This window comes from Luteimonas sp. A611, assembly GCF_054072715.1.
Window position 1 is genome coordinate 1,738,911 of sequence record NZ_JBSVRP010000001.1, and the last position, 24,942, is coordinate 1,763,852.

Annotated in this window: 18 protein-coding genes; 11 read left to right on the forward strand and 7 right to left on the reverse strand. The window is 67.2% G+C overall.

What is annotated here, in order from left to right; genetic code table 11:
* The first annotated feature begins 1 nt into the window (after position 1).
* The 7 genes from ACW5EG_RS07720 to ACW5EG_RS07750 all read left to right on the forward strand — a co-directional run bounded on the left by ACW5EG_RS07720 (position 2) and on the right by ACW5EG_RS07750 (position 11,286).
* Positions 2–2,554: a diguanylate cyclase gene (locus tag ACW5EG_RS07720; protein WP_457018213.1), complete on the forward strand. Its 2,553-nt coding sequence runs from the start codon at positions 2–4 to the stop codon at positions 2,552–2,554.
* 159 nt (positions 2,555–2,713) lie between these two features.
* Positions 2,714–3,547: an exodeoxyribonuclease III gene (gene xth, locus ACW5EG_RS07725; RefSeq protein ID WP_457018214.1), complete on the forward strand. Its 834-nt coding sequence runs from the start codon at positions 2,714–2,716 to the stop codon at positions 3,545–3,547.
* Positions 3,544–6,210 (forward strand): DNA ligase D, encoded by a 2,667-nt coding sequence (ligD, locus tag ACW5EG_RS07730; protein ID WP_457018215.1) that lies wholly within the window; start codon positions 3,544–3,546, stop codon positions 6,208–6,210. The genes xth and ligD overlap by 4 nt, the downstream gene beginning before the upstream one ends.
* Positions 6,211–6,366: 156 nt before the next feature.
* Positions 6,367–8,259, forward strand: coding sequence for a right-handed parallel beta-helix repeat-containing protein (locus tag ACW5EG_RS07735; protein WP_457021199.1), 1,893 nt, complete (start codon positions 6,367–6,369; stop codon positions 8,257–8,259).
* Positions 8,260–8,528: 269 nt separating this feature from the next.
* A complete protein-coding gene (locus ACW5EG_RS07740; RefSeq protein WP_457021200.1) occupies positions 8,529–9,059 on the forward strand; it encodes a hypothetical protein in 531 nt (176 codons plus the stop codon).
* A gap of 45 nt (positions 9,060–9,104) precedes the next feature.
* On the forward strand, positions 9,105–10,409 hold the full coding sequence (locus ACW5EG_RS07745) for an acyltransferase family protein (protein WP_457018218.1): 1,305 nt from the start codon (positions 9,105–9,107) through the stop codon (positions 10,407–10,409).
* 40 nt (positions 10,410–10,449) lie between these two features.
* Positions 10,450–11,286, forward strand: coding sequence for an endonuclease/exonuclease/phosphatase family protein (locus tag ACW5EG_RS07750; protein ID WP_457021201.1), 837 nt, complete (start codon positions 10,450–10,452; stop codon positions 11,284–11,286).
* A 170-nt stretch (positions 11,287–11,456) separates the two neighbouring features.
* Here ACW5EG_RS07750 and ACW5EG_RS07755 read toward each other — a convergent pair whose 3' ends face one another.
* A complete protein-coding gene (locus ACW5EG_RS07755; RefSeq protein ID WP_457021202.1) occupies positions 11,457–12,506 on the reverse strand; it encodes a diguanylate cyclase in 1,050 nt (349 codons plus the stop codon).
* Between the two features lie 193 nt (positions 12,507–12,699).
* On the opposite strand from ACW5EG_RS07755, the gene ACW5EG_RS07760 reads away from it, so the two are divergent.
* From ACW5EG_RS07760 to ACW5EG_RS07770, 3 genes are all read left to right on the forward strand, one after another.
* Positions 12,700–14,817: a M13 family metallopeptidase gene (locus tag ACW5EG_RS07760; protein WP_457021203.1), complete on the forward strand. Its 2,118-nt coding sequence runs from the start codon at positions 12,700–12,702 to the stop codon at positions 14,815–14,817.
* 115 nt (positions 14,818–14,932) lie between these two features.
* Positions 14,933–15,277, forward strand: a complete 345-nt coding sequence (locus ACW5EG_RS07765; protein WP_457018222.1) for a RidA family protein — start codon at positions 14,933–14,935, stop codon at positions 15,275–15,277.
* Positions 15,278–15,463: 186 nt separating this feature from the next.
* Positions 15,464–16,660: an NAD-dependent epimerase/dehydratase family protein gene (locus ACW5EG_RS07770; RefSeq protein ID WP_457021204.1), complete on the forward strand. Its 1,197-nt coding sequence runs from the start codon at positions 15,464–15,466 to the stop codon at positions 16,658–16,660.
* A 142-nt stretch (positions 16,661–16,802) separates the two neighbouring features.
* On the opposite strand, the gene ACW5EG_RS07775 is transcribed toward ACW5EG_RS07770, so the two are convergent.
* A complete protein-coding gene (locus ACW5EG_RS07775) occupies positions 16,803–17,165 on the reverse strand; it encodes a glycine zipper 2TM domain-containing protein (protein WP_457021205.1) in 363 nt (120 codons plus the stop codon).
* Between the two features lie 156 nt (positions 17,166–17,321).
* On the opposite strand from ACW5EG_RS07775, the gene ACW5EG_RS07780 reads away from it, so the two are divergent.
* Entirely contained in the window at positions 17,322–18,065 is a 744-nt protein-coding gene (locus ACW5EG_RS07780) for an extensin-like domain-containing protein (protein ID WP_457021206.1), read from the forward strand.
* 7 nt (positions 18,066–18,072) lie between these two features.
* Here the strand turns inward: ACW5EG_RS07780 and ACW5EG_RS07785 are convergent, their stop codons facing one another.
* The 5 genes from ACW5EG_RS07785 to ACW5EG_RS07805 form a co-directional block, all read right to left on the reverse strand.
* A complete protein-coding gene (locus tag ACW5EG_RS07785; protein ID WP_457021207.1) occupies positions 18,073–18,723 on the reverse strand; it encodes a glutathione S-transferase family protein in 651 nt (216 codons plus the stop codon).
* 90 nt (positions 18,724–18,813) lie between these two features.
* On the reverse strand, positions 18,814–20,130 hold the full coding sequence (locus ACW5EG_RS07790; RefSeq protein ID WP_457021208.1) for a PQQ-dependent sugar dehydrogenase: 1,317 nt from the start codon (positions 20,128–20,130) through the stop codon (positions 18,814–18,816).
* Between the two features lie 123 nt (positions 20,131–20,253).
* Positions 20,254–21,663 carry an ATP-dependent DNA helicase gene (locus tag ACW5EG_RS07795; protein ID WP_457021209.1) on the reverse strand — a complete coding sequence of 470 codons (1,410 nt, stop codon included), beginning with the start codon at positions 21,661–21,663 and terminating at the stop codon, positions 20,254–20,256.
* A 687-nt stretch (positions 21,664–22,350) separates the two neighbouring features.
* The gene (locus ACW5EG_RS07800; RefSeq protein ID WP_457021210.1) at positions 22,351–23,583 is read right to left on the reverse strand and encodes a hypothetical protein; all 1,233 of its coding nucleotides are present in this window, start codon (positions 23,581–23,583) and stop codon (positions 22,351–22,353) included.
* Between the two features lie 372 nt (positions 23,584–23,955).
* On the reverse strand, positions 23,956–24,825 hold the full coding sequence (locus tag ACW5EG_RS07805; RefSeq protein ID WP_457021211.1) for a hypothetical protein: 870 nt from the start codon (positions 24,823–24,825) through the stop codon (positions 23,956–23,958).
* Between the last annotated feature and the right edge of the window lie 117 nt (positions 24,826–24,942).

Genomic DNA, 24,942 nt, shown 5'->3' on the forward strand with positions numbered 1-24,942 from the left:
CATGGGCCGATTGATCGCCGGTGCCCTGCTGGGGCTGGCACTTGCATGCATGCCGGCGTTCGCCCAGGACGATCCCCTGGAGGCGCAGGTCCGCGAGATCGAACGGCTGGCGGTGACCGCGCACTGGCGCGAGTCCGAGGCGGCGATCGCGCGGCTGGCCGAGCAGCCCGGCACGCCAACCGACGTACAGCGGCATCGCCTCGACTTCGTGCGATTGCGCAACCTTGCGCTTGCCGGAGACCAGGCCAAGGCACTTGAAGGGCTGGCCAACCTGCTCGAACACGAGCTCCCCGTCGAGCTGCGGCTGCGTGTGTACAACACGGCCATCAGCGTTGCCGCCAATCTCGAGCAATGGCCACGTGCGTTCGCCTGGCTCGGCGAAGGCCTTGCGTACCTGCCCGAGGCGCCATCCGAATCGGCTGGCCTGCTGAGCGGCGCGAGCTACCTGCATACGCTGGTCGGCGAGACCGGCAAGGCGCGTGACCTGGCCATGCGCGCGCTCGAGGTGGTGCTGCCGGGCAACGATCCCAGGGCGCTGTGCCTGGCGCTGAGCGATGTCGCGCTTGCCGAGGACCACTCGGGCAACTACGCCGAAGCCGAGGCCTGGCGCCGGCGCCAGATCGAGGCCTGCTCACGCGCGGGCGATCCGGTGTTCACCGCCAACGGCAAATACGGCGTGGGCAAGATGGCGGCCCGCCTGGGCCGCCACGGCGAGGCGCTGGACTGGGCCCGCCAGGCGCTGGCGGAATTCGAAGCGGCGGGCTTTACCGCGGGCGTGTGGAGCACGCGGCTGGTGCTGGCCGAGAGCCTGATCGAACTGGACCGGGATCTCGACCAGGCCGACGTCCTGCTCGATGGCACCCTGGCCTACTACCGCAAGCAAGAGGCGCACCTGGCCATTGCCGAAACGCAGAACCTGCGCGCGCGGCTGGCCGAGCGTCGCGGCAATCCGGTCGCCGCATTGGCCCACTTCCGCGCCGGTGCGGAAGCCACCGCGATCGCCGATCGCGACGCGCGCGAGCGTCGGCTGACCTACCTGCAGGTCGAGTTCGACACCCGCCTCAAGGAGCAGCAGATCGCGCTGCTGGAGGCGGAGAAGGAACTGGCTGCCCTGCAGGTGACCGCCACTCAGCGCAGGCAGTGGCTGCTGGCCTCGGGCATGGCCGGGCTGGTGATCATCGCGCTGCTCCTGGTACTGCTGCTGCGCCACTCGCTGCGTGAGCGCCGTCGCTACCGCTGGCGCTCCGAGCACGACAGCCTGACCGGCCTCTACAACTACCAGCAGGCGCGCAAGCTGGGCGAGGACGCGTTCGCGCAGGCGCAGCGCCGCGGCGCGCCGTTCACCGCGATCGTCCTCGACATCGACCGCTTCAAGGGGGTCAACGACCGCCACGGCCACGCCGCCGGCGACGAGGCACTGCGCGCACTGGGTGTCTGGATCCGCGACGAGGTTGGCGACAGCGGCGTCGCGGGGCGCAGCGGCGGCGACGAGTTCACGATCCTGCTCAACGCGGACGCGGCAGCGGCCGAGGCCATGCTGCAACGCCTGCGCGCGCGCATCGAACCGCTTGCGGTGTTCGGGCAGACGGTGCGCTTCAGCGTCAGCTCTGGTGTCTGCCAGGCCAACGACGGCGCCCACACCCTGGAGCAGCTGATCCACGAGGCGGACCAGGCCCTGTACCGCGCCAAGCACGAAGGCCGGGATCGCGTCGTGCATGCCTGCAACGCAGGCGACGGCCCATCGTCCCCGTCCGGCGGGCTGGTGGTCGTGGGCAGCGGCATCGAGTTCGGCCGCCACATCAGCGAGCGCAGCCTGTCGGAGATCCGCGAAGCCGACGTGGTGCTGTGCCTGGTCGATGCGTTCTCGCTGGGCATGATCCGCGATTTCCGTCCCGATGCGGTCAATCTGGGCGTGCACTACGCGGACGGCAAGGACCGGCGCGACACCTACCGCGAGATGGATGCCGCGATCATGGCTGAAGTGCGGTCCGGCAAGCGCGTGTGCGCGGTGTTCTACGGGCACCCGGGCGTATTCGCCGACGTGCCGCACGCGGTCGTGCGCAAGGCCCGTGCCGAAGGCTTCGCCGCACGGATGGAGCCGGGGATCTCGGCCGAGGCCTGCCTGTACGCCGATCTCGGCATCGACCCGGGCCGGCACGGCGTGCAGTCGATGGAAGCCACGCATTTCATGGTCTACGACCGCGTGCCCGACAACAGCGGACTGGTGCTGTTGTGGCAGGTGGCGCTGTCGGGCGACCTGACGTGCTCGCGCTTCCACGCCGAGCCCGAAGGCCTGCAGGCGCTGGTCGAACGGCTGCAGCGCTGGTACCCGGGCGAGCACGAGGTGATCCTGTACGAAGCCGCGCGCCTGCCGATCGAAAGTCCGCGGGCAGAGCGCCTGATGCTGCGCGATCTCGCGCAGGCACACTACGTGGAATACACCACCCTGGTGATCCCGCCGCTGGTGCCGCTGCGCGAGGCCGGTGCGGCCGCCGGGTCGACGAGGGAGGCCGGGGGCGGTGCCAGGGTCACGGGCGCGACGGGTCGCGGCTGAAGTCACGGTGGCGCTGTCTCGCAGCATTCACGGTCCGATCATGATGATCCGGTGTTCCTTCCATGTGCACGGCTGCGTGCCGTGACATCGTCCTTGTCCGGCTGCAACTCGTCCTGCGGGTGAAGGCCCGGCACGACAGTCCGACAAGAGGCCGCCGCAATGCCGCGCGCGAAAACGCTGAAGCTGGCCACCTTCAACGTCAACGGAATCGGCACGCGCCTGCCGCACCTGCTGGCCTGGCTGCAGCGCGAGCAGCCCGACATCGTCGCGCTGCAGGAACTCAAGGCGGTGGACGAGGCGTTCCCCGCCGCCCAGCTCGAACAGGCCGGCTACGGGGCAATCTGGCAGGGCGAGCGCTCGTGGAACGGGGTCGCCCTACTGGGGCGCGACACGGTTCCGGTCGAGAGCAGGCGCGGCCTGCCTGGCGACCGCAGCGATGGCCAGAGCCGCTACCTGGAAGCGGCGATCCACGGCGTTGTCGTGGCCGGGCTCTACCTGCCCAACGGCAATCCGCAGCCAGGCCCCAAGTTCGACTACAAGCTCAAGTGGATGCAGCGCCTGATCCGGCATGCGGCATCGCTGGTGGAGCTGCCGCATCCGGTGGCACTGATCGGCGACTTCAACGTCATCCCGACCGATGACGACATCTACGATCCCAAGGGCTGGCGCAAGGATGCGTTGCTGCAGCCGGAGGTACGCGCCGAGTACGAGCGCCTGCTCGAGCAGGGCTGGACGGACGCACTGCGGCACGTGCATGGCCAAGCGCGCATCTACACCTTCTGGGACTACTTCCGCCAGCATGCCGAGCGCGACCGCGGCCTGCGCATCGACCACCTGCTGCTCAACCCGGTGCTGGCCAACCGGCTGGTCGACGCCGGCGTGGACCGCTGGGTGCGACTGCAGGAGAAGGCCAGCGACCACGCGCCAACCTGGGTGGAAGTGCGGACGCAGGCACCGGGCAAGCGCGCTCCCGCGCGCCGGGTGCAGCCATGACGATCGAGGACTACCGCCGCAAGCGGCGCTTCGACCGCACCCGCGAGCCTGAGCCGGGCAAGGCCGCGCCGCGCGGGAAGCGTCCGATCTTCGTGGTGCAGCTGCACCACGCCAGTCGCCGCCATTACGACTTCCGCCTGCAGGTGGGCGATGCGCTGCGCAGCTGGGCGGTGCCGAAGGGCCCGAGCTACGATCCGACGGTCAAGCGCATGGCGGTGGAGGTGGAAGACCATCCGCTCGATTACGCCTCGTTCGAAGGCGAAATCCCGCGCGAGGAATACGGTGGCGGGCACGTGGCGCGCTTCGACCACGGCGTGTGGACCACCGATGGTGATCCCGCGGCGCAGCTGGCCAAGGGCCACCTGCGCTTCGAGCTGTTCGGGCGCAAGCTCAAGGGCGGCTGGCACCTGGTGCGCTCGGGCAAGCCGGCCCGGCAGCCGCAGTGGCTGCTGTTCAAGGACCGCGACGATTACGCCGGCACCCTCGAGGCGGACGACCTGCTGGCCGATGTCGCCAAGGCGCCCGAAGGCGACGTCAAGCGCGCCGGCGCGGGCAAGACCACGCGCAGGAAACTCGCCGAAGTCCCCGTCGCCAGGGCGCGACGCAAGGACTGGGCGCGCAAGGCCCTGAAGCTGGCGGGCGCGACGAAGGCGGATGCGCCCTCCGGCCCGTTCGAGCCGCAGCTGGCCAGGCTCGGCGACGCACCGCCAAAGGGCGAGCACTGGATCCATGAGCTCAAATGGGACGGCTACCGCATCGTTGCCACGATCGAGGATCGGCAGGTGCGGCTGTGGTCGCGCAACGCGCTGGACTGGACCGACAGGCTGCCCGACATTCGCGCCGCCATCGAGGCGCTGGGCCTGCGCTCGGGCGCATTGGACGGAGAACTGCTGGCCGGCAGCGGCACCCGCGCGGACTTCAACCTGCTGCAGTCCACGCTGTCGGGCGAGCGCCAGGGTCGGCTTGCGCTGGCGCTGTTCGACCTGCTGCACGTGGACGGCGTCGACATCTCCGCCGCGCCGCTGATCGAGCGCAAGTCGCTGCTGGAGGAACTGCTCGAAGGCGCGCCTCCGCAGCTGGCCTACAGCTCGCATATCGAGGGCGACGGCGAGGCGGCCTACAAGCTGGCGGGCGAGGGCGATTTCGAGGGGATCATTTCCAAGCGCGGCGATCGGCCCTACCACGGCGGCCGCGGCGACGACTGGCGCAAGACCAAGCAGTTGGCCAGCGACGAGTTCGCGGTGGTCGGCTATACCGCGCCCAAGGGCAGCCGCAAGGGATTCGGCTCGCTGCTGCTGGCCAGGCCCGACCCGGAACACCGCTGGCGCTACGTGGGTCGCGTGGGCAGCGGGTTCAACGACGCGCTGATGCGCGAGGTGGGCGACAAGCTGCGTGGTGGCGGCAGCAAGGCGACCGCCTTCGTCGGCACCACCGATACCGACCTGCGCAGCGCCACGTGGTTCGCGCCACGTTTCGTGGTCGAAGTGAACTTCCGCGGCATCGGCCGGCAGGAGCTGCTGCGCCAGCCCTCGCTCAAGGCGGTGCGCTGGGACAAGGACATCGGCGACCTCGCCGACAGCGATCGCGACTCCACCAGCACCCGGGTGACGGACATGGCACAGGCAACCGCCGCGACGCGCGGCACCTCGAAGAAGGCGGGCACCACGAAGGCTGCGACGAAGAAGGTCGGCACGAAGACGGTCGGCAGGAAGAAAGCGGCTGCCAAGGGAGCGACGAAGAAGGCCGCCCAGACCGCTGTGGGCAAGAACAGCCGCGGGCCGCAACGCGACACCAGCCTGCCCACGCTCTCCAGCCCCGACAAGATCCTGTTTCCCGACACGGGCACGACCAAGCAGGAGGTGTGGGACTACTACACCGCCGTGATGGACCACCTGCTGCCGGAAATCATCGGGCGACCGCTGTCGGTCATCCGCTGCCCGGGCGGCATCGGCCAGGCCTGTTTTTTCCAGAAGCATCTGACCGCCGGCCTGGAGCGCGTGTCCACCGCGCGGCTCAAGGAGGAGAGCGGGCGCAGTGCCGACTACCTCGTGGTCGAGGACGCGGCCGGGCTGATGGAGCTGGTGCAGTTCAACACGCTCGAGTTCCATCCCTGGGGATCGCACGCGCAGGATCCGGACGTGGCCGATCGCGTGGTGTTCGATCTCGACCCGGGCGAGGGCGTGCCCTTCGCCGAGATCAAGAAGGCAGCCGCGGACATCCGCAAGCTGCTGGAGCAGCTCGAACTCGAATCATTCCTGCGCGCCTCCGGCGGCAAGGGCCTGCACGTGGTGGTGCCGCTCAGTCCGGGCTGCGACTGGGACCTGACCAAGCGCTTCGCCCGCGGCTTCGCCGAGACGCTGGCGCAATCGCAGCCCGACCGCTTCCTGGCCACGGCCACCAAGAGCAAGCGCAGCAAGCGCATCTTCATCGACTACCTGCGCAACGGGCGGGGCGCCACGGCCGTGGCCTCGTACTCGCTGCGCGGGCGGCCAGGCGCGCCGGTGGCGATGCCGCTGGCCTGGCCAGAGCTGTCGAAGCTGCAGGCTGCGAACGTGTTCACCATCCAGGACGTGCCCGCGCGACTCAAGCGCCGACGCAAGGATCCCTGGGAGGGGATTGGCAACATCCGGCAGAACCTGGCGCGCTGGGCGCAGGACGACTGATCAAGCTGCATCCGGCAGATGGAGTGCGGAAACCAACCGCATCCTGCGTCCATGTGTCGCCAGTAGCGCTTCGGGGTGGTACCTTCTGGTAGCGCTAACATGCAGGCGGACCTGCCGCATGTTCCAAGCCGTCCGGCTGTCTCTGGGAGGAACCACATGCCGCTTTCCGTCAATGCGCCGCCGGCGCGTTCACGTCATCTGTTCCGCGCACTCTCGATTCGCATGTTCTCGGTGTTCGTGCCCGTCGTGGCGCTGCTGCTGCCGCTGTCGGCCGCGGCGCAGCCTTCCGGCGGGCCGTATGGCCCGATCCCGCAGTCCTACGCGGTGCCCACGGCAGGCACTATCCACCATGTCGCGCCAGACGGCGACGCGTCTTCCCCGGGGACCTCGCTGCAGAAGCCGACGACCATCGAAGCGGCAATGGCGCGGGTGGTCACCGGCGACACCATCGTCCTGCGGGGCGGCACCTACCGCACCGGCGGCCTGCAGCTCAACCAGGGCATCACCATGCAGCCCTACCTTGGCGAGCGCCCGGTGCTGAAGGGCACGCGGGTCGCCACCGAGTGGGAGGAGCTGCGCGACAACGTGTGGCGCACGAAGTGGGACCGGCTGTTTCCGGCCCAGCCTCTGGCGTGGTGGCGCATCGAGCGCGAGGGCATGCGCACGCCGCTGCACCGCTTCAACAACGACATGGTGTTCGTCGACGGCAAGCCGCTGCTCTCGCAGGGCTGGGCCGGCGATCTTGGCGACGCGGGCTACTACATCGATTACGAACACGGCTACGTCTACGTTGGCGTCGATCCGGCCGAGCACGAAATCGAGATCACCGCCCACGACATCGCCCTGCATCGGCCCTCGCGTCCGGTGCACGGCAAGGACTCCGACCGCAAGGGTCCGACCATCCGCGGCCTGACCTTCACCCAGTACGCCTTCCGCGCCATCGACATCGAAGGCAAGAAGCCATCCACCGGCCCCAACGACGAGCCGACCGATGATCCGGTCGGGATCTCCGACCCGTCGCAGCACGGCAAGGAAGTGGTGGGCACCACCCTCGACAACGTCACCATCAGCTTCACCTCGCGCGTGGCCGGCTATTTCCGCGGCGATGGCCTGACCATCCGCAACTCGCTGATCAGCGACACCGGCACCGAGGGCATCTACGTGATCGGCTCGTCGGACGTGCTGCTGGAGCGCAACATCGTCCGCCGCAACAACATCGAGCAACTCAGTGGCTACTACCCGGCGGCGGTGAAGATATTCAACCAGTCCCACCGCGTCACGGTGCGCGACAACCTGGTGATCGAGCATCCGCATTCGAACGGCGTCTGGTATGACGTGGGCAACGAGGAAGGCGTGTTCGCCAACAACCACGTCGAAGGCACGGGGATCGGCTTCTTCTTCGAGATCTCCAGGGGCGTGGTGGTGGCCGGCAACGTGTTCGCAAACAACGAGCAGGGCATCCGCATCCTCAACAGCGCCGATGCACGCGTCTACCACAACACCTTCTACAACTCGCCGGTGATGTTCGACCGCAACGAGCGCAGCGCCACGGCCGACCATTTCGCCTGGCATCCTGCGACCGGACCGGACGTGGACGAGCGCGAGGGCCATGTGTTCGAAGGCAACCTGCTGGTTCGCGGGGACGGCTTCACCAAGCCGCTGCTGCATTTCGACCAGCCCGCCGCGATGTGCGGCACCCTGACCCGGCCGATGTCGACCCGGGTCGATGGCAACGCCTATGTGCGCGGTCCCAGCGACGAACCCCTCGTGACCTGGAGCCCTGTACGTGGCAAGGACTGCCTGGCGCGCTACGACAATCTGGCTGCGTTCCAGAAAGCGGCGGGCGTGGAGGCGAACGGGGTCGCGCTGGTGTCGCCGCACGGCTCGCTGTTCCGCAGCGTCGACCTGGGCCGCTTCGAACTGTCGCGCCAGCCCGAAGGCCTGAATCCCGCCGCCGTCCCCGCCGAAGCGCGCAAGGTATTGGGCTGGACCGGCGACGCGCTGCCTGGCGCACATTCCACCGCCTGGCCTGCGGGCGCCGTCCAGTAGAGTCCGTCGCAGCACGGGCGCTCCCACGGCATCGTGCAGGAGCGCCTGCAGGCCCAGACCACGGTCTGCCGCGACGCGTCGCGGCAGGCTGTTGCGTTGCGCGACAACGACAGCCGGCTTCGATCGAATGAGACAGGCTGCCGCCATGTCGAACTGGTGGGGATGCCAGGTCGATATACGGCGTCACGCACTATCGAATACTTGCACGCGTCACGTCGGAGCGACACCGCATTTGCGAGCCTGCGCGCAGGCAGCAAGGAGCCCGCGCGATGTCCGACATCCCACTGACCGGAGAGGTCTCCAACAGCAAGCTGGCCGCCGTATTCGACAGCCAGCGTGCCGCGCGAGAAGCTGCGGCTGCGCTCTGCAGGGATCTGGACCTGGCGCCGCCGCAGGTCAAGGTGATCAGCGCCGACTCCACCGACGTGGACATCCAGCTCGAACCCGAGGGTGGCAACATCTGGCACACGATCATCCGCGCGCACATGTGGCTCGGCATCTGGGGCGCAGTGCTGGGGCTCGTCGCTTTCGGATTGCTGTACTGGGGCGGCGTGCCCTTCATCGTGCAGTCGCCGGTGGCGGCAATCCTGGCGCTGCTGTTCTTCGGCAGCACCGCGGGGCTGCTGCTCGGCGGGCTGGTTTCGCTGCGGCCCGACCACGACCGCTACATCCACGCCACCCACGATGCGATGGAGCAGGGCCGTACCACCATCGTGGTGCACGCCTTGAGCAGCGAACAGCGCAGCCGCGCCGCCGAGTTCCTGGCCGCCCGCGGCGCGGATGTAACGCAGACGCTCTAGGCCGCAGCCCGGGCTACCATGCTCCGTCCCCGCGCCGGAGCGCCGATGTCCACGCCGCAGCGTGATCCCTATCCCGATGCCCTGCGGGCCGGCGCACTGCTGGTCGTGGTGTTCGGACACTGGGTGGCCACGCTGCCGCGCATGGTCGATGGGCGCCTGATCGGGACCGACCATCTGCTGGCCACATGGGATGCGGCCGGCATGCTTACCTGGCTGGTGCAGGTGGTACCGTTGTTCGTGTTTGTCTCCGCCGCGGTCAGCGCCGACGGCGTCGCACGGCGGATGGCAGACAACGGGCAGGGCACCTGGTGGGCGGCGCGCGCGCTGTCGCTGGCGCGGCCAACGGTCACCTACCTTGCGGTGCTGGTCGCGCTGGCGCTGGTTGCGCTGCTGTCGGGCGGGCGCCTGCTGGGCGTGTTCGACCAGTCGCTGACCATCCACCTGTGGTTCCTGCTGATGCTGCTCACGGTGCAGGCGCTGCTGCCCTGGTGCCTGAAGCTGGATGCGCGCTTCGGCCTTGCTGCGGTGCTCGCGCTGGTGGTCGCCGCCGCCGCGCTCGACGCGGCGCGGGCGGGTGTGACATCGCTCGACGCGCTGCTCAGCATTGGCGCGCGCGTTTCGGAGCGGCCTGCCGGCATCGCCTGGCTGAACATGCTGCTGGTATGGCTGATCCCGCAGCAGTTGGGCATCGCCTGGAAGCGCGGCCGCTTCCGCGGCGTGGGTGCGGGCGCGGCGTTCGTGCTGCTGGGCGCGGCCTGGCTGCTGCTGGCAATGGCCAGCGGCTATCCGGTGGCGATGGTGGGCGTGGCGCTGGCCGGCAACAACATGCTGCCGCCGACGCTCGCGCTGATCGGCGTGATGTGGCTGCAGGTCGGCGCAGTGCTGCTGTTCGAGCCGCTGGCCAGGCGCCTGCTGGCCGGACGCGTCCCGGCGCGGGCGATCGCGGTGCTCGGCGCGCTCGGCATGCCGCTGTACCTGTGGCACAAGCTGGCCGAACTGCCGGCGGCGTGGCTGGGCGAACGGCTCGGCCTGCCGATCGACGCCGGGCTGCCGGGCGAACCGGGCTTCTGGCTGGGCCGCGCCTGCTGGATCGCGCTGTGCCTGCTGATGGTGGCGCCGGTGATCGCGGCGGTGCTGCGCTTCGAGCTCAGCCGCGATCGCGAGGTGCCTGCGGTCGATGCGATGGGGCGGATCGTCGTCGGCGGCATCGCGCTGTATTTCGGCCTGGCGGCGGCGCTGGTCTGGGGCGTGTGGCCGGGCGCAGTGGCCGGATTGCCTGCCGTGCTGCTGGCTTCGTGGCAGCTGCGCCGGCGCGGCGTCGAGGCAGCGGCCGATGCCGATGCGGCCTGATGCGTCCCGGCGTTCCCACCCGGGAACCGCGATCACCGGCATGCTCATCGCCTGCCTGTTGATGGCACTCGCCGCCTGCCATTCGGTCGAGACCAGCGCGCCCACCTTGCGCGTGATGACCCTCAACGTGCGCCTGCCGCTGGAATCCGACGGCGTCAACCACTGGCCACTGCGGCGCGATGCGATGGCGCGGCTGATCGACGCCACCGTCCCCGACGTGATCGCCACCCAGGAGCTGATGCGCGTGCAGGCCGACGACCTGTCCACGCGCCTGCCGCAGTACGCCTGGTTCGGCCGCGGGCGCCGCGGTGGCGATGGGGACGAACACATGGGCGTGTTCTACCGGCCCGACGTCCTGCGCCTGCTCGAGTCGGGGCACTTCTGGCTGTCGGACACGCCGCAGCTGCCCGGCAGCATCAGCTGGGGCCACCTCTATCCGCGGATGGTGAGCTGGGGCCTGTTCGAACGGCGGGCGGACGGGCTGCGCTTCCACCTGTTCAATACCCATCTGCCGTACCGGCCGGAGGATGGCCAGGCGCGCCTGCGCGCGGCGGAACTGATCCTGGAGCGCATCGCGCACGTGGATGGGCCGATCATCCTGGCGGGCGACTTCAACGACACGCCGGGCAGCGCGGTGCATCGCCGGCTCACCGCCGCACTGCACGATGCCTGGGAACAGGCGCCGCGACGCGAGGGGCCCGCCGGCACCTTCCATGGCTTCAGCGGCACGCCGGGGACGCGTATCGACTGGGTGCTGTCGCGCGGCCTGCAGGCGCGGACCGCAAGCACCCTGGCCGAACCGGTCGACGGCCGCCACGTGTCGGACCACTTCCCGGTGCTGGTGGAGTTCGGACCGGTATGGCCCGACGGGCGCTGAGAGGCGCCTAGGGCAATGCCGAAAAGGCCTGTTTGTCATTCCGAACGCAGTGAGAAGAGCTTTACAACGGCGAAGCCGGTCAATCTCGGAAATTCAGTAACATAGATTGACCAGCTTCGCTGTTGTAAAGCGCCTCTCGCTACGCTCGAAATGACAGTTTTCACCGTTGCCTAGGCCGTGACCACCCGGTTGCGGCCCGCGGCCTTGGCCCGGTACAGCGCGGCGTCGGCGGCTCGCACCCAGCTGTCGAGGCTGGCGTCTTGCGCGGTCGCGGCGGCCACACCGATGCTCAGGGAACAGCGCAGGCCGGGCTCGGCGTCGAACACCTGCCGCTCCGCCTCGCTGCGGATGCGCTCGGCCACCTGGCCGGCCTTCGCGGTATCCGTGTCGACCAGCAACACCGCGAACTCGTCGCCGCCGTAGCGGGCGGGCAGGTCGGTGCCACGCACGCTCTGCCGCAGGATGGCGGCGATGCGCTTGAGCACCACGTCGCCCATGCCGTGCCCGTAGCGGTCGTTGATCGTCTTGAAGCGATCAACGTCGAGCAGCAGCGTCGCGGGCCGCCCCAACCGGTGGAAGCGCTCAAGCTCGGTGGCCGCCACCTCCTCCAGGTGCGGCCGGTTGGGCAGCTGCATGGTCGGGTCGGTGCGGTTCAGACGCTGCAGCTCGCGCTTCTGTTCGGCGATGCGGCTGCCAAGGCGGTGCGTGACCATGCTCAGCACCACGGTGTAGACGAACAGGAACGGGATGGTCAGCAGCAGCGTGCGCTGCGAGGTCAGCGGCTGGAAAGGAAACCCGAGCAGGGTCCAGGTGAGCAGGAATCCGCAGGCCAGCGCGACCGTCGAACGCCCCAGCAGCCGCCATCCGCCAGCCGCGATCTTGTCCGCCGTCGCCATGGTGACGAACAGCGCGGTCGGCGCGACGCTGACCGCCATGAAAGCGATCCACATGCCGGAGAAGGCCGAATCCAGGCTCAGGCAGCGGAACTGCGCGGCGACCGGATTACGCGCGCGGATGCTGATCCAGTGGGCGATCTGCGGCCAGAGCAGGGCATTGATGCCGACCAGGATCCACATGGCCAACGGCGCTTCGCGCTCGGCCAGCACCGAGCCGATCGGCAGGGCGCACAGGGCCGTCCCCAGCATGCGCATGCCGTGGATGCGCCGGACGAACCGCAGCTTTCGGCTACGGTTGCGTTGCGTGTTGGAGTATTCCGTCATCGACGGTCACATTGCCCGGATCGCCGTATGGCCTGGGTCAAATCCGATTAACGGCCGCGGCATTGGCATCCCGAGCTTCCCGACCCATGCCATTCGGCCCGGGTCGGACACGCCGTGCGCCGCTATGCTTGGGGCCGGGGCAGCGCGGCCTGAGGTCGCGTTCCTTTATTTTTCAAAGTATTGGAGATCGATCTTGAAGAAGAACATCCTGTCGGCAGCCATGCTGCTGGCACTGGCCATGTCGGTCCCGGTGGCCGCGCACGAGAGCCACGGCTGCCTGGACGAGGCCTGCACGCTGCAGTCGCTGGTCGCGGTCGACCCCGGTGGCGGAGCGGCGGACCAGGGCGCCATCGAGGCGCAGCGCTATGGCAGCTGGGGCGTCGACACCGCCGGCATGGACCCCAATGTGTCCCCGGGCGAGGACTTCTTCGCCTACGCCAGCGGGCAGTGGGCCAAGACCACGCAGATTCCGTCGGACCAGTCGAGCTACGGCAATTTCCGCGTGCTGCGCGACCTGTCCGAGGCGCGCGTGCGGCGACTGCTTGAAAGCTACCCGAAGGCCGAGACCGCCAGCGGCGACGACGCGGGCAAGATCGCCACGCTCTACCAGGACTTCCTGGACGAGGCCGCGATCGAGGCGCGCGGCGACGCGCCGCTGCAGCCCCTGATCGCGCAGCTGCGCGAGGCCCCGGACAAGGACGCACTGGTGCGCGCCAGCGTTTCGCGCGGCTTCGGCGGCGGCCTGTACCGGCTGATGGTCTCCGACGACCAGCGCAACCCGGACCGCTACACGCTGTACCTGTCGCAGTCGGGCCTGGGCCTGGGCGACCGCGAGATGTACCTGCGCGACAACTTCGCTCCGCAGCGCGAGCGTTACCTGAGCTATGTCGCGCAACTCCTTGAACTTGCTGGATGGGAAGACTCCAAGACAGCGGCCGAAAAGGTGCTGGCGTTCGAAACCCGGATCGCCGAAGCGCACTGGACCCGCGCGCAGAGCCGCGAGCGCGACAAGACCTACAACCCGCTGCCGCTGAAGGAGTTCGCCAGCAAGGCGCCGGGCTTCCCCTGGGCGACGTTCTTCGAGGCGTCGGGCGTCGGCCAGGCCGAACTCGCCGTCGTGCGCCAGGACAGCGCCATCCCGGAGATGGCCAAGGCCTTCGCCGAAACCGACCTCGACACCCTCAAGGCCTGGCAGGCGGCCGAGCTGGTCGATTCGATGGCGCCGCTGCTGCCGGCTCGCTTCGTCAACGCGCACTACGAGTTCCGCGAGAAGTTCATGTCCGGCCAGCCGGAGCAGCGCGAGCGCTGGAAGCGCGGCGTGTCCTTCGTCGAGAGCGCGATGGGCGAGGCGATCGGCCGCGACTACGTGGCCCTGTATTTCCCGCCTGACGCCAAGGCCAAGATGGACGACCTGGTCGCCAACGTGAAGCTTGCGATGGGCGCCCGGCTTGATGCGCTGGACTGGATGTCGCCCGACACCAAGGCCGAGGCGCGCGCCAAACTGGCCGGCTTCGGGCTGAAGATCGGCCATCCGGACGAGTGGCGCGACTACAGCGCGCTGGAAGTGCGCGACGGCGACGTGCTGGGCAATGCGCTGCGCGCGCGCAGCTTCGAGTGGGACTACCGCCGCGCACGCCTTGGCCAGAAGGTGGACAAGGCCGAGTGGGGCATGACCCCGCAGACGGTGAACGCCTACTACAACTCGGTGAAGAACGAGATCGTGTTCCCGGCCGGCATCCTGCAGCCGCCGTTCTTCGACCCCGATGCGGATCCGGCGGTGAACTACGGCGCCATCGGCGGCGTGATCGGCCACGAGATCATCCACGGCTTCGACGACCAGGGCCGCAAGTCCGACGGCGCCGGCCTGCTGCGCGACTGGTGGACGGCCGAGGACGCGGCCAAGTTCGAGGCGCAGGCGGCGAAGCTGGGCGCGCAGTACGAGGCCTACGAGTTCCCGCAGCTGCCGGGCATGCACATCAACAGCAAGGTTGCGATGGGCGAGAACATCGGCGACCTCGGCGGCCTGACCATCGCGCTGGAGGCCTACCGGCGCTCGCTCGACGGCAAGCCGGCGCCGGTGATCGACGGTTTCACCGGCGAGCAGCGCCTGTTCCTGGGCTGGGCGCAGGTGTGGCGCACGCTGTGGCGCGATGATGCGCTGCGCCAGCAGCTGGTCAACGGCACGCACTCGCCGGGGCATATCCGCGCGTTTGCGCCGCTGCGCAACATCGATGCCTGGTATGAGGCCTTCGACGTGAAGCAGGGCGATCCGCTGTGGATCGCACCGGAAGACCGCGTCCGCATCTGGTGACGCACATTGAAGGGGCAGGCTTGGGCCTGCCCCTTCGTCATTGGCGGCACCGGGCGCTTTCCGACGGAAGGGCGGTGGCATATCGTGGCGCTCCTTTCCCCGATGGAACCGCACCATGATCCAGCGCATCGACGCCGGCCCGCGCATGTCGGAAGCCAGCATCCACAACGGCGTGGTCTATCTCGCCGGCCAGGTGCCCGAGACCGACGGCGCGGACATCGAAACCCAGACCCGCGAAGTGCTGGCGGCGATCGATGCCCTGCTCGCGCAGGTTGGCAGCCACAAGCAGCGGATCCTGCGCGCGCAGATCTACCTGGCCGACATCGCCGACTTCGCCGGCATGAACCGCGCCTGGGACGAATGGGTGCTGCCGGGCAACGCACCCTCGCGCGCAACCTTGGAAGCCAAGCTGGCCCGGCCAGAGTGGAAGGTCGAGATCGTGGTGACTGCGGCCGTCTGATCGCCAGGGCTGGCGGCAGGACGCACGATGGGGCGAGTCAGCTGCCGCCCGGGAGCCGCAGCGGGCGACATTGGATCCGGCGCAGGTTTGCCGCGTCTGGCGAATCGGCCGGCTCCGACTTCCGCCATGGGCGGCGCGGCGGCTGCCGGTGGTAGAACGGCGGAACCTTCCCGCGGAAACCCGGCCATGCACACCACCCGCCGCACCCTGTTCAAGCTCGGCGCGCTTGCCGCCGCCGCCACCGCGCTGCCGTCGATCGGCTCGACCACGTCCACGGCACCCATCGCGCGCGCTGCGAAGCCGCTGCGGATATTGATCCTCGGCGGCACCGGCTTCACCGGACCGTTCCAGGTCCAGTACGCGCTTGCGCGGGGCCATCGGGTCACCCTGTTCAACCGGGGCAGGAGCCCGTCGCCTGAGTGGCCGGGCGAGGTGGAGCAACTGCACGGTGATCGCAACACGGGCGACCTCAAGGCGCTGGAAGGCCGCGAGTGGGACGTGTGCATCGACAACCCCACCACGCTGCCGTTCTGGGTGCGCGACGCGGGCCAGGCGCTCAAGGGGCGCGTTGGCCACTACCTGTTCGTGTCCACCATTTCGGCCTATGCCGACGGCTCGAAGCCCGGGATCACCGAGGATGCGCCGCTGGCGCAGTACCAGGGCCGCGACGCCATGGCCGAAACGCGCGGGACGCTGCTCGCCGACATGGCCAACCTCTATGGCCCGCTCAAGGCGCTGAGCGAGGCCGAAGCACGCCGCCAATTCGGCCCACGCGTGACCATCGTGCGCCCGGGCTACATCGTCGGCCCGCGCCACGCGACCGACCGCTTCACCTACTGGCCGCACCGCATCGCGCAGGGCGGCGAAATACTGGTGCCTGGCGACGGCCTCGATCCGGTGCAGATCATCGACGGTCGCGACCTGGGCGAATGGATGATCCGCCTGGCGGAGGACGGCACTACCGGCACCTTCAATGCCTGCGGGCCGGACTACGTCATGGGCATGGATGCGATGGTGCACGGCTGCCACGCCGTCACCGGCGGACCGGCAACATTCACCCACGTGCCGGCAGCGTTCCTCGAGTCGCAGGAGGCGGGCTTCCCGATCTGGGTATCACGCGATCATGCGCAGTACGGCGGCTATGGCTCGGTGGGCAATGCGCGCGCGATCGCAGCCGGACTGACGTTCCGGCCGTTGGCAACGACGGTGGCTGACCTGCTCGAATGGTTTCGCGGCCTGCCGACGGACCGGCAGGCCAAGCTTGAAGCGGGACCAGGCCGGGAACAGGAAGCGGCGATCCTGCGGGCGTGGAGGGAGCAGGGTGGAAGGGCTGCTGGGGGACCGAGCGCTGCCGATCCCGCAGGCGGTCCGAGCCGCACGTGAAGACCTGCCACCAGATCTATGACCGTGCAGACGGGCATGACCCGCAAACATGGATCCCGGCGTTCGCCGGGATGACGGCCAAGGGCGGGGGAGTGCGGGGGACGGGCTACGAGCTAATGGCTTCCGGGCTCTGGCCTACAACTCAACGGCGTACCCGTTCGCATCGCTGCTCCGTCACTCGGTCGCCGCGCTGCTCCTGCCGGTTCTCCTGCACGTTCCGACCAACCGCACCACCGGCGATTGCGCCGCCGACCGTGGCCAGGTCGCGTCCGCGGCCGCTGCCTATCTGGCTGCCCAGCACGCCGCCAATCACCGCTCCCGCCGCCGTACCGGCGATCTTGTTGGGATCCCTGTCCGCGCGACGCACCTCGACCTCCTCGCACACCACGCGGCTGCCGTCATTGAAGCGGCGGCCTTCGTCCTGGGGTCCGTAGGTCTGGGCTTGCGCCAAAGGCATGGCCGCCAGGGCGAGCGTCGCGATCGCAATACCGTGGAATGCTTTCATCGAAATCTCCGTCGGTGACATGTAGGGCGCATGCTGGGAGGCACGGCGCAAAACCGCGGTGAAAATACGCGACTGCCGGCGCCGCGGTTCAGTTGCGTGACATGCCTGTCCACGCCGTCACGCAGGCTTGGGTGCCACGCCGCCACGATGCATGCAATGGATGAAAAACCCCGACGCCGTCCGCTCGGCGGGCTGCTGTTCCTGTTGCTTCTCGCCTTCGCCGGCTGGGCCCTGTGGTCCGGCGCGCTACCCTTTCCCGATCGCTGGAATCCATGGGCGCCGCTGCGCATCGATGATCCGCCCAACATGCTGACGCGCTTCAAGCTCGACCGCGCCTCGGCCGATCGTGCCGCCTGCAGTGACGCGCTTGCGCAGGCGCAACTGGCCACATCGCCCCTTGAGGATCGCAACACCGGCGAAGGCTGCGGTTTCGACAACGCCGTCCGCATCTCCCGCACCAGCGTGGCCGTGGGCGAACCGTTCGCGCTGAGCTGCCGCGCCGCGCTGTCGCTGGCGATGTGGGAACAGCACGCGCTACAGCAGGCCGCGCAGCGCCATCTCGGCAGCCCGGTCGCGCGGATCGAGCACTTCGGCTCCTACAGCTGCCGCAACCTGTACGGCCGCGAAGGCGGCCGGCGCAGCCAGCACGCGACCGCGGACGCCTTCGACATCGGCGGCTTCGTGCTGGAGGACGGCCGCCGGATCCGTGTGCTGGGCGACTGGACCACCGCCCCAGGCGAGGGCGAAGGTGAAGCGGAGCAGGACCCCGAAGCCGCCTTCCTGCGCGAACTGCGCGACGGCGCCTGCAACTGGTTCGATGCCGTGCTCGGCCCCGACTACAACGCCGCCCACGCCGACCATTTCCATTTCGATCGCGGACGCGCGCGCATCTGCCGCTAGGCAGCGTTCAATCCTCGATGCGACCCAGCGGAAAATAGCTCCGGTACGGCCGCGCCTCGTCCACCGCCCGCGCGAACGAGGGCCGCGCCAGCAGGCGTCGCCGGTACGCGTGGACCTGCGTGAGTGCTTCCGGGATGGCATGTGTCCATTGCGCGTAGAACAGGAACGGCGCAGCCCCGCAGTCAGCCAGGCTGAATTGGTCCCCGGCCGCCCACGTGCGTCCGGCCATATGCGCTTCCAGCCAGGCATAGGCTGTCTCGAGCATCGCCTTGGCTACGGCGACGCCGTGCGGGTCGCGCGAACCTGCCGGCCGCAGCGCGTCGAATACGCACTTCTGCTGCGGCGTGGACACGTAGTTGTCGAAGAACCGGTCCAGCATCCGGACCTCGAGCGCTGCCTCCGGATCGGCCGGGATCAGCTGGCATTGGCCCGGGTGATGCAGCTGCAGGTGTTCGATGATCGTGCTGGCCTCGATCACCGTGTGCCCGCCATCGACCAGGACCGGAAATCGCTTCATCGGCCAGTGCGCCGCCAGCTCCTCCATGTGCCCGCCCTCTTCGAGATGGCGGTACTCGAACGGCGTGTCGTTCTCGTACAGCGCGACCAGCACCTTCTGGCAATAGGACGAAAAGGGGTGTGCGTAGAGGATCGGCTTCATCGATGCAGGCATCCGGAGGTGTCGCCTACGACGATCCACCCGCCATACGATCGACAGATGGCAGGTCTGCCGTGGGCCGTTGTGCCAGCGTCAGCCCGGCGGCGTGAGCTTCAGCAGGCGCCCGCCAGCGCCATCCTCCAGCAGCCAGATCGCCCCGTCGGGGCCCTGTTCGATCTCGCGGATGCGCCGGCCCATCGGATAGCGCCGGTACTCGGCCGCGTTGGTGCCGTTGAAGCGCACCCGCACCAGCGCCTGCGACGCCAGCCCGCCGATGAAGGCATCGCCGCGGAACGTGGGGAACAGGCTGCCCGAGTAGATGACCATGCCGGCCGGCGCGATCACCGGCGTCCACCAGGTCTTCGGCGCCTCGAGGTCGGGCCGGGTGTCGTGGTCGGGAATCGGCGCGCCGCCGTAGTGGCTGCCGTTGGAAACAAGCGGCCAGCCGTAGTTGAGCCCGCGCAGGACCAGGTTGAGTTCGTCGCCGCCCTCCGGCCCCATCTCGTGCGACCACAGACGGCCCTCGGCATCGAAGCTGATGCCCAGCGGATTGCGATGACCCAGCGACCAGACCTGCGCCGCCACGCCGCCCTGGCCGGCGAAGGGATTGTCGGCCGGGATGCTGCCGTCGTCGTTGAGCCGGATGATCTTGCCCAGATTGGTCGACATGTCCTGGGCCGGATCGAACTTCTGCCGGTCGCCTGAAGTGATCCATAGCTTGCCGGCCGCGTCGAAGGCCAGGCGGTGGCTGAAGTGGCCCTGGCCGCTCACCTTCGGCGCCTGCTCCCAGATGCGCTCGATGCTGTCCAGGTGGCCGCCGCCCGCGCCATCGAGGGTGAGCCGCGCGCGCACCACCACCGCGCCATAGATGGATCCGCTGCGCTCGATGTAGCTCAGGTAGATGCGGCGATTGCCCGCGTACAGCGGATGCAGGATCACGTCGCCCAGCCCGCCCTGCCCGCCATAGGCGACGGCCGGGACGCCGCTGATCGTGCCAGCCTGGCCGGTGCCCGGATTCAGCAGCCGCAGTGCGCCACCCTTCTCGGTGACCAGCAGGCGTCCGTCGGGCAGGAAGGTCATCGCCCAGGGCTCATTGAAGCTGGTGACCGGCGTGCTCTGGAACGGTGGATCGGGTTCGATGATGCGCCGCCGCGGACCGTTGCCGCCGGTGGCGCGGGTGACGGCGGCTGGCGTGGCCGCTGCAGGCGTACGCACCGGAGCAGGGCTGGCGGTTTCCGCCGTGCTGGAGCTGGCGCGTACGACGGCCACTGGCAGAGTCACGGCAACGGCGGTCTGCCGAGGCGCCGCCTCGGCTGTCTGGTCCTTTCGCGACGTGGTGTCGACGATCACGTCATCGCAGCCGGCCAAGGCGAAGGCGAGACTCACGGGAAGCAACCAGGACAGGCGCATGCGAGAGCTCCTTGCTGGGCAGGGCGCACATCCTCGATGCGCGACGCGTTTCACTACCGCCGCGGACGTTAGCACGCCGTGATTCCGGCAATGCGTACAGCGGCAACGACCGCACCTCCGCAACTACCGATCGATCCCCAGCTCCCGATAGAACGCCACCACCACCGGATCGGTGCGCACGTCACGCATCGAAATCGGCCGCGCCAGGGTGATCCCCTCCAGCGTCCGCGCCCGCGACAGCGCCACATAGGTCTGGCCCTCGGCGAACGCGCCGCCATCGCCCAGGTTGAGGGTCAGCGCGTCCAGGCTCAGCCCCTGCGATTTGTGGATCGTCATCGCCCAGCCCAGCGCCAGCGGAAACTGCTCGAAGCTCCCCACCACCTCAGCCTCCACCCGCCGCGTCTGGTAGTCGTAGGAATACTTGTACTTGTGCCAGGTCTCGCGCCCGACCAGCAGCACGTTCTCGGTCTCGTCCTTGCGCACGCGAATGTGGTCGTCCTCCATCCCGACCACGGTCGCCAGGTCGCCGTTGATCCATTCGGGCTTGCGGTTCTTCAGGAAGATCACCTTGGCGCCGACCTTCAGCTCCAGCCTGTCGGGCACCGGCAGCTTCCACTTGTTGGCCGCCACCGTGCCGCCCACGCGCGCCTCGTACAGCTGCACTTCGCCGGGCAACTGGTCGAGCTCGCGCATGTTGATGCTGCGCGCGCTCTGGTTGGTCGGCACCAGATACGTGCCGACCGTTGCATCGGCCGCGCGGTCGCGATAGCAGGTGCGGTTGAACAGCGCGACCGCCTCGCGGCAATCGTCGTTCAGGCGGATGCGGTTGAGCGCCTCGATGAATTCCCCGTCCGCCTGGCGCCGCACCTTGGCCAGCACCATCGGCACGATCGGCTGCTCGCGGAAGATGTCGGCCGAGAAGAAATAGCGCGTCTGGTAGCGGTGCGAGAAGTACACCACCTCCTCGGGCGTCCCCACCACCGGCGGCAGCTGCAGCAAGTCGCCGACGAAGATCACCGGCACCCCACCGAAGGGCAGCTCGTTGCCGCGGGCGCTGCGCAGGATGTTGCTCATGGTGTCGACCATGTTCGGCAACACCATCGACACCTCGTCGACGATCAGGCACTTCACGTTCTCCAGCACCAGCCGCACCTTGGCGCTGACCGGGTGCTTCTCTTCCGGATCGATCAGCCGCGGCGGCAGGCCGAAGAACGAATGGATGGTGTCGCCCTGGACCGCCGCGGCCGCGACCGCCGTAGGCGCCACCACCGCACAGGAATCGAGCTGGCTGCGCAGCCAGTGGATCAGCGTCGACTTGCCCGTCCCCGCCTTGCCGGTCACGAACAGGGCAGGGCAGCCGGCCCGCAGCGCCTCCAGGATGAATTCGTACTCCGGCAACACCTCCACCCCGACCAACTGGTCCGGCGTCGAGGTATAGCGCTTGTCCTTGCGCTCGCCATGCTCGGGCACGATCACGTCCTGCACCTTCGACAGATCGCGCGCGAGCCACTTGAGGGTGTCGAGGATGCTCATGGGGGAATGATGCGCCGCCTGTCCAGGGCTGGCCAGCAAGTGCGGTGCTGCGGCCGTGCTGTGACAGGCCGTTCGTGGACTGCGGCTGGGTGGTTTCGCACCGGGCGCAAGCCTCGGAGCGCCGGCCGCGAGGAGAATCCGGCTTGCGCGCAAGCGAAACCGGCTCGCGCGCGAGCGGAATGCGGTCGTGGGCGACACGCCCTGCGCCCGATCGCAAGCAGCGCCGGGTTGCGCGCAAGCAAAAAGCGCTTGCGCGCAACCAGGGATCAATTGCGCGCGACCCGCAATCGTCCGCCACCGGACCGGACTGGCTTGCTACGCCCCTCGCGACGGTCGCGCCCCCTGTCGGACCACAGCTGGGAAGCGCCATAGAGCCCGCAGCCCAGGATCAGGATCGTCACGATCCGCACGAGCACCCCTTGCCCAGTCGAGGCAAGAACGTTACGCCGCCAGCAGATATGTCTGGGCACATCTGAGGCCCCATTCGCCCGTCGAGGAAATGGGCCGACCCACCGTCATCCGTTGGATCGGACGGCTTGCCACTCGGAGGAAGTTAACCTGACCTCAATATCCCCGCAACAGAACTGCGTGGGCTGCGTTGCCAGGGCATGGGAGCGCAGCCTGCAAGGTGCCGCTTATGATGGGGCGGCGGGCTGGTCGACCGGGCGGTTTGGCCAACCCCAATTTTCATGCAGCGCCTTTTCTGAGGAGCCGCATGTAAGTTTGCGTCGTGTCTCTATTATCCCACGCGGCTTTAACGTGTTCCGCAATCTTCGGTAGATCAGATTCGATGGTCGAGTGCCAAAGATTAGGGCTGTATTCGTAAACGCGTAGCATGTTGTCGATATCGAAGATTCGCCCAGTATCAGACGCCTTAACGAGAGCGACGGGTTTGTCTTGTGCCATCCGAACACCCAGCTCAAACAAGACGTTTGGGTTGTGGTCAGTCAAATCAGCGATTACTAAGTCAGCTTCCAAAAGCTCATTGATAATCGTGGACTGAATGACATCGCTTCCTTGGCGATTCGCGGTTTCTACGATAAAGCCCGCATCAATCCCGGCTGGTGTCAGCAAACTCCGCAGGACCTCAGTAAAGAAACCCTGAGGTCGCTCTGGGTTGCGCTCAGTGAATGGCATGATGATGAATGCCTTGAAGGTTCCCTTCGTTCCCTTCGTTCCCTTCGTTCCTTTCGGTGCGCCTAGTATCACCGTAGGAGGCCTTTCCCCTTCCGGTGCATTCAATGTTCCGAAATCTACAGAACCACCTGTGATTCCGAGCTCGTTGCAGTTCTCGCGGAATAATTTAGAGAAATCTTCGTGAAATTTTGGCGCTAATTGAAACTCGCGCTCCAGCGTGTTTCCGAGATACTTCATCTCCGGTAGCGAGGAGCCTTTGTAGTGCTCAAGAACCTTGTCGAAAATCGGGATGCGACGGAATGCCTCAATCTTCTTGTTTTGTTCTGCTTCCGCGTTTGACGCGTACAGGATTTCTGTCCCAAGAGCAGCGATTGAGATAGTTGCGGTATCTCGCGTCCCCTCCGTTAACCCATAGTCGCGCGATGCGGCGGTGAGATAGAAGAAGTTGTTTGACATGCCCATATTTAGGGCAGTAGCGACATCCGAGGGTGTCCAAGGATTCCCGCCGTTGAATTCTTTGATTGCCTGAGCGACCCGGAGGGCCTCCTTGACTGTGTAGATCGGATAAGGGCGTTTGAGAGCAGCGCCACCACGCGGCTTAGCGGGAGCCTTCGCGGCATTTGCCTTCTTAGTGGCTGCTCCCTTGGACGCCTTCTTCGTTGCTTTCTTAGCTGCCACTTTTGATTTCCTTGTTCTGCGCTCGATCTCGGAGTGCGGGCCTTCTGGTATCGGTACGCCAGTGAACATCCCCAATCCCAAGCGAATCGGCTTGGCCCTTGTCACGTTTGATAATCCCCTGCACGTGTACGCGCACGTCGAGAGTAGCCGGCGTTTGGGCTACTTGCCAGCAGCAGAAAGAGTAGGCGCGCTGCTGCCATTTCGGCAACTATTCGGCTAGGCGCAGATTTCGTACACAACCCGTACACGGGTCGGCACCCCAAAGAGCAAGGGCCTAGCCTCGCAGCTAAGCCCTTGTTTTTTCACTGTTGCCGGAGGTGGGACTCGAACCCACACGCCTTTAAGGGCGGCGGATTTTGAGTCCCAACTAGGCATTGTTGGCTAGTGCTGGCGCCAATGGGATCAATGGCTTAACTGTTGTCCGGTACTGGGAAATGCTGTCAATTTCGGGTGTCAATGTCCCATGAGTGTCCCACGTTAAACGCCGAACATTGCCGCTTCCAATGAGTCCTTAGAGGGAACGCTACCGCGCTCAATGATCTTTAACAGGACATCCCGCAAGACGTTGAAGGTGTCCACTAGATCCTGCTGCTGATGCTTTGGCTTTCCGTGCGCGGCTGCGGATCGCTTGTCGTAAAGTACTGCCAACCGCTTTTGTAGCTGGAGCCGTGAATTGCCAGCAGGCTCAAGAAAAGTTGCCATGAGCGATGAGACGCGAAACCGAAGCTCCGTCTGCGACGGCGAGAACAAAGCCTCCAATGCGGACCAAAGAGATATTAGAGCTAGGGCTTGATTCTCTACGAACTGCCCTTGGTCGATTGCTTCACGCGCCAGGGAGAATTCAGCTGAGTCTTTAGAAAGACGCTCGACTGTCTGCCAGTTGTCAGTAACCCAGCGAGCCGTTTCAGTGTTCAAAAAAGCTTCGGGCCCCTGCAGCTGGAGGAACCTAGGCAATATCTCGTAGGGCAGTATCCGAGTAGATGCTTCTAGAACACCAGATGGGTCAGCAAAGGAATGAGTAGAGAACACCGGCGCGGTTACGGCTGGATCTATGCCAAGGCGTAGCAGGAAAACCACTGTTTTAGCTGTACGCAATGTCGCTTCATGGTCGCGTGGCGTTCTCTCCGGAACACACAACTCCGCCGTCAATTCGTACTGGAGTCCGCCATCAATGTTCTTCCAAGGGCCGGGGTGATGCTTGCCTGGCTCGGCTTTGGTCAGAGCTATTAGAAATGGAGCCATCACGTGTGAGTAAACACTCCGTACGGTTACCCCTTGGCCTAGGTCGAAGAATTCACCGTCAAGCTTGAGGCCCGACAGACCGGCAAACACTGCACTATCGTTCATGGCAACCCCGCTGAGAACTGCGCAACTGGATTCCTACCTCCAGAAGCACCAACACTAGCGGATAACCGCCAGTAGAGAAATCGGGGACTGTTTTGAGAAACGCGCGCGCGCGCGTAA

What these genes read in the sequence shown, in the direction of transcription:
- xth (WP_457018214.1), top strand. Translation starts at nt 2,714, where the DNA reads ATGCCGCGCGCGAAAACGCTGAAGCTGGCCACCTTCAACGTCAACGGA.
- ACW5EG_RS07765 (WP_457018222.1), top strand. Translation starts at nt 14,933, where the DNA reads ATGATCCAGCGCATCGACGCCGGCCCGCGCATGTCGGAAGCCAGCATC.
- ACW5EG_RS07790 (WP_457021208.1), bottom strand. Translation starts at nt 20,130, where the DNA reads ATGCGCCTGTCCTGGTTGCTTCCCGTGAGTCTCGCCTTCGCCTTGGCC.
- ACW5EG_RS07770 (WP_457021204.1), top strand. Translation starts at nt 15,464, where the DNA reads ATGCACACCACCCGCCGCACCCTGTTCAAGCTCGGCGCGCTTGCCGCC.
- ligD (WP_457018215.1), top strand. Translation starts at nt 3,544, where the DNA reads ATGACGATCGAGGACTACCGCCGCAAGCGGCGCTTCGACCGCACCCGC.
- ACW5EG_RS07735 (WP_457021199.1), top strand. Translation starts at nt 6,367, where the DNA reads ATGCCGCTTTCCGTCAATGCGCCGCCGGCGCGTTCACGTCATCTGTTC.
- ACW5EG_RS07775 (WP_457021205.1), bottom strand. Translation starts at nt 17,165, where the DNA reads ATGAAAGCATTCCACGGTATTGCGATCGCGACGCTCGCCCTGGCGGCC.
- ACW5EG_RS07720 (WP_457018213.1), top strand. Translation starts at nt 2, where the DNA reads ATGGGCCGATTGATCGCCGGTGCCCTGCTGGGGCTGGCACTTGCATGC.
- ACW5EG_RS07750 (WP_457021201.1), top strand. Translation starts at nt 10,450, where the DNA reads ATGCTCATCGCCTGCCTGTTGATGGCACTCGCCGCCTGCCATTCGGTC.
- ACW5EG_RS07785 (WP_457021207.1), bottom strand. Translation starts at nt 18,723, where the DNA reads ATGAAGCCGATCCTCTACGCACACCCCTTTTCGTCCTATTGCCAGAAG.
- ACW5EG_RS07755 (WP_457021202.1), bottom strand. Translation starts at nt 12,506, where the DNA reads ATGACGGAATACTCCAACACGCAACGCAACCGTAGCCGAAAGCTGCGG.
- ACW5EG_RS07795 (WP_457021209.1), bottom strand. Translation starts at nt 21,663, where the DNA reads ATGAGCATCCTCGACACCCTCAAGTGGCTCGCGCGCGATCTGTCGAAG.
- ACW5EG_RS07740 (WP_457021200.1), top strand. Translation starts at nt 8,529, where the DNA reads ATGTCCGACATCCCACTGACCGGAGAGGTCTCCAACAGCAAGCTGGCC.
- ACW5EG_RS07745 (WP_457018218.1), top strand. Translation starts at nt 9,105, where the DNA reads ATGTCCACGCCGCAGCGTGATCCCTATCCCGATGCCCTGCGGGCCGGC.
- ACW5EG_RS07805 (WP_457021211.1), bottom strand. Translation starts at nt 24,825, where the DNA reads ATGAACGATAGTGCAGTGTTTGCCGGTCTGTCGGGCCTCAAGCTTGAC.
- ACW5EG_RS07780 (WP_457021206.1), top strand. Translation starts at nt 17,322, where the DNA reads ATGGATGAAAAACCCCGACGCCGTCCGCTCGGCGGGCTGCTGTTCCTG.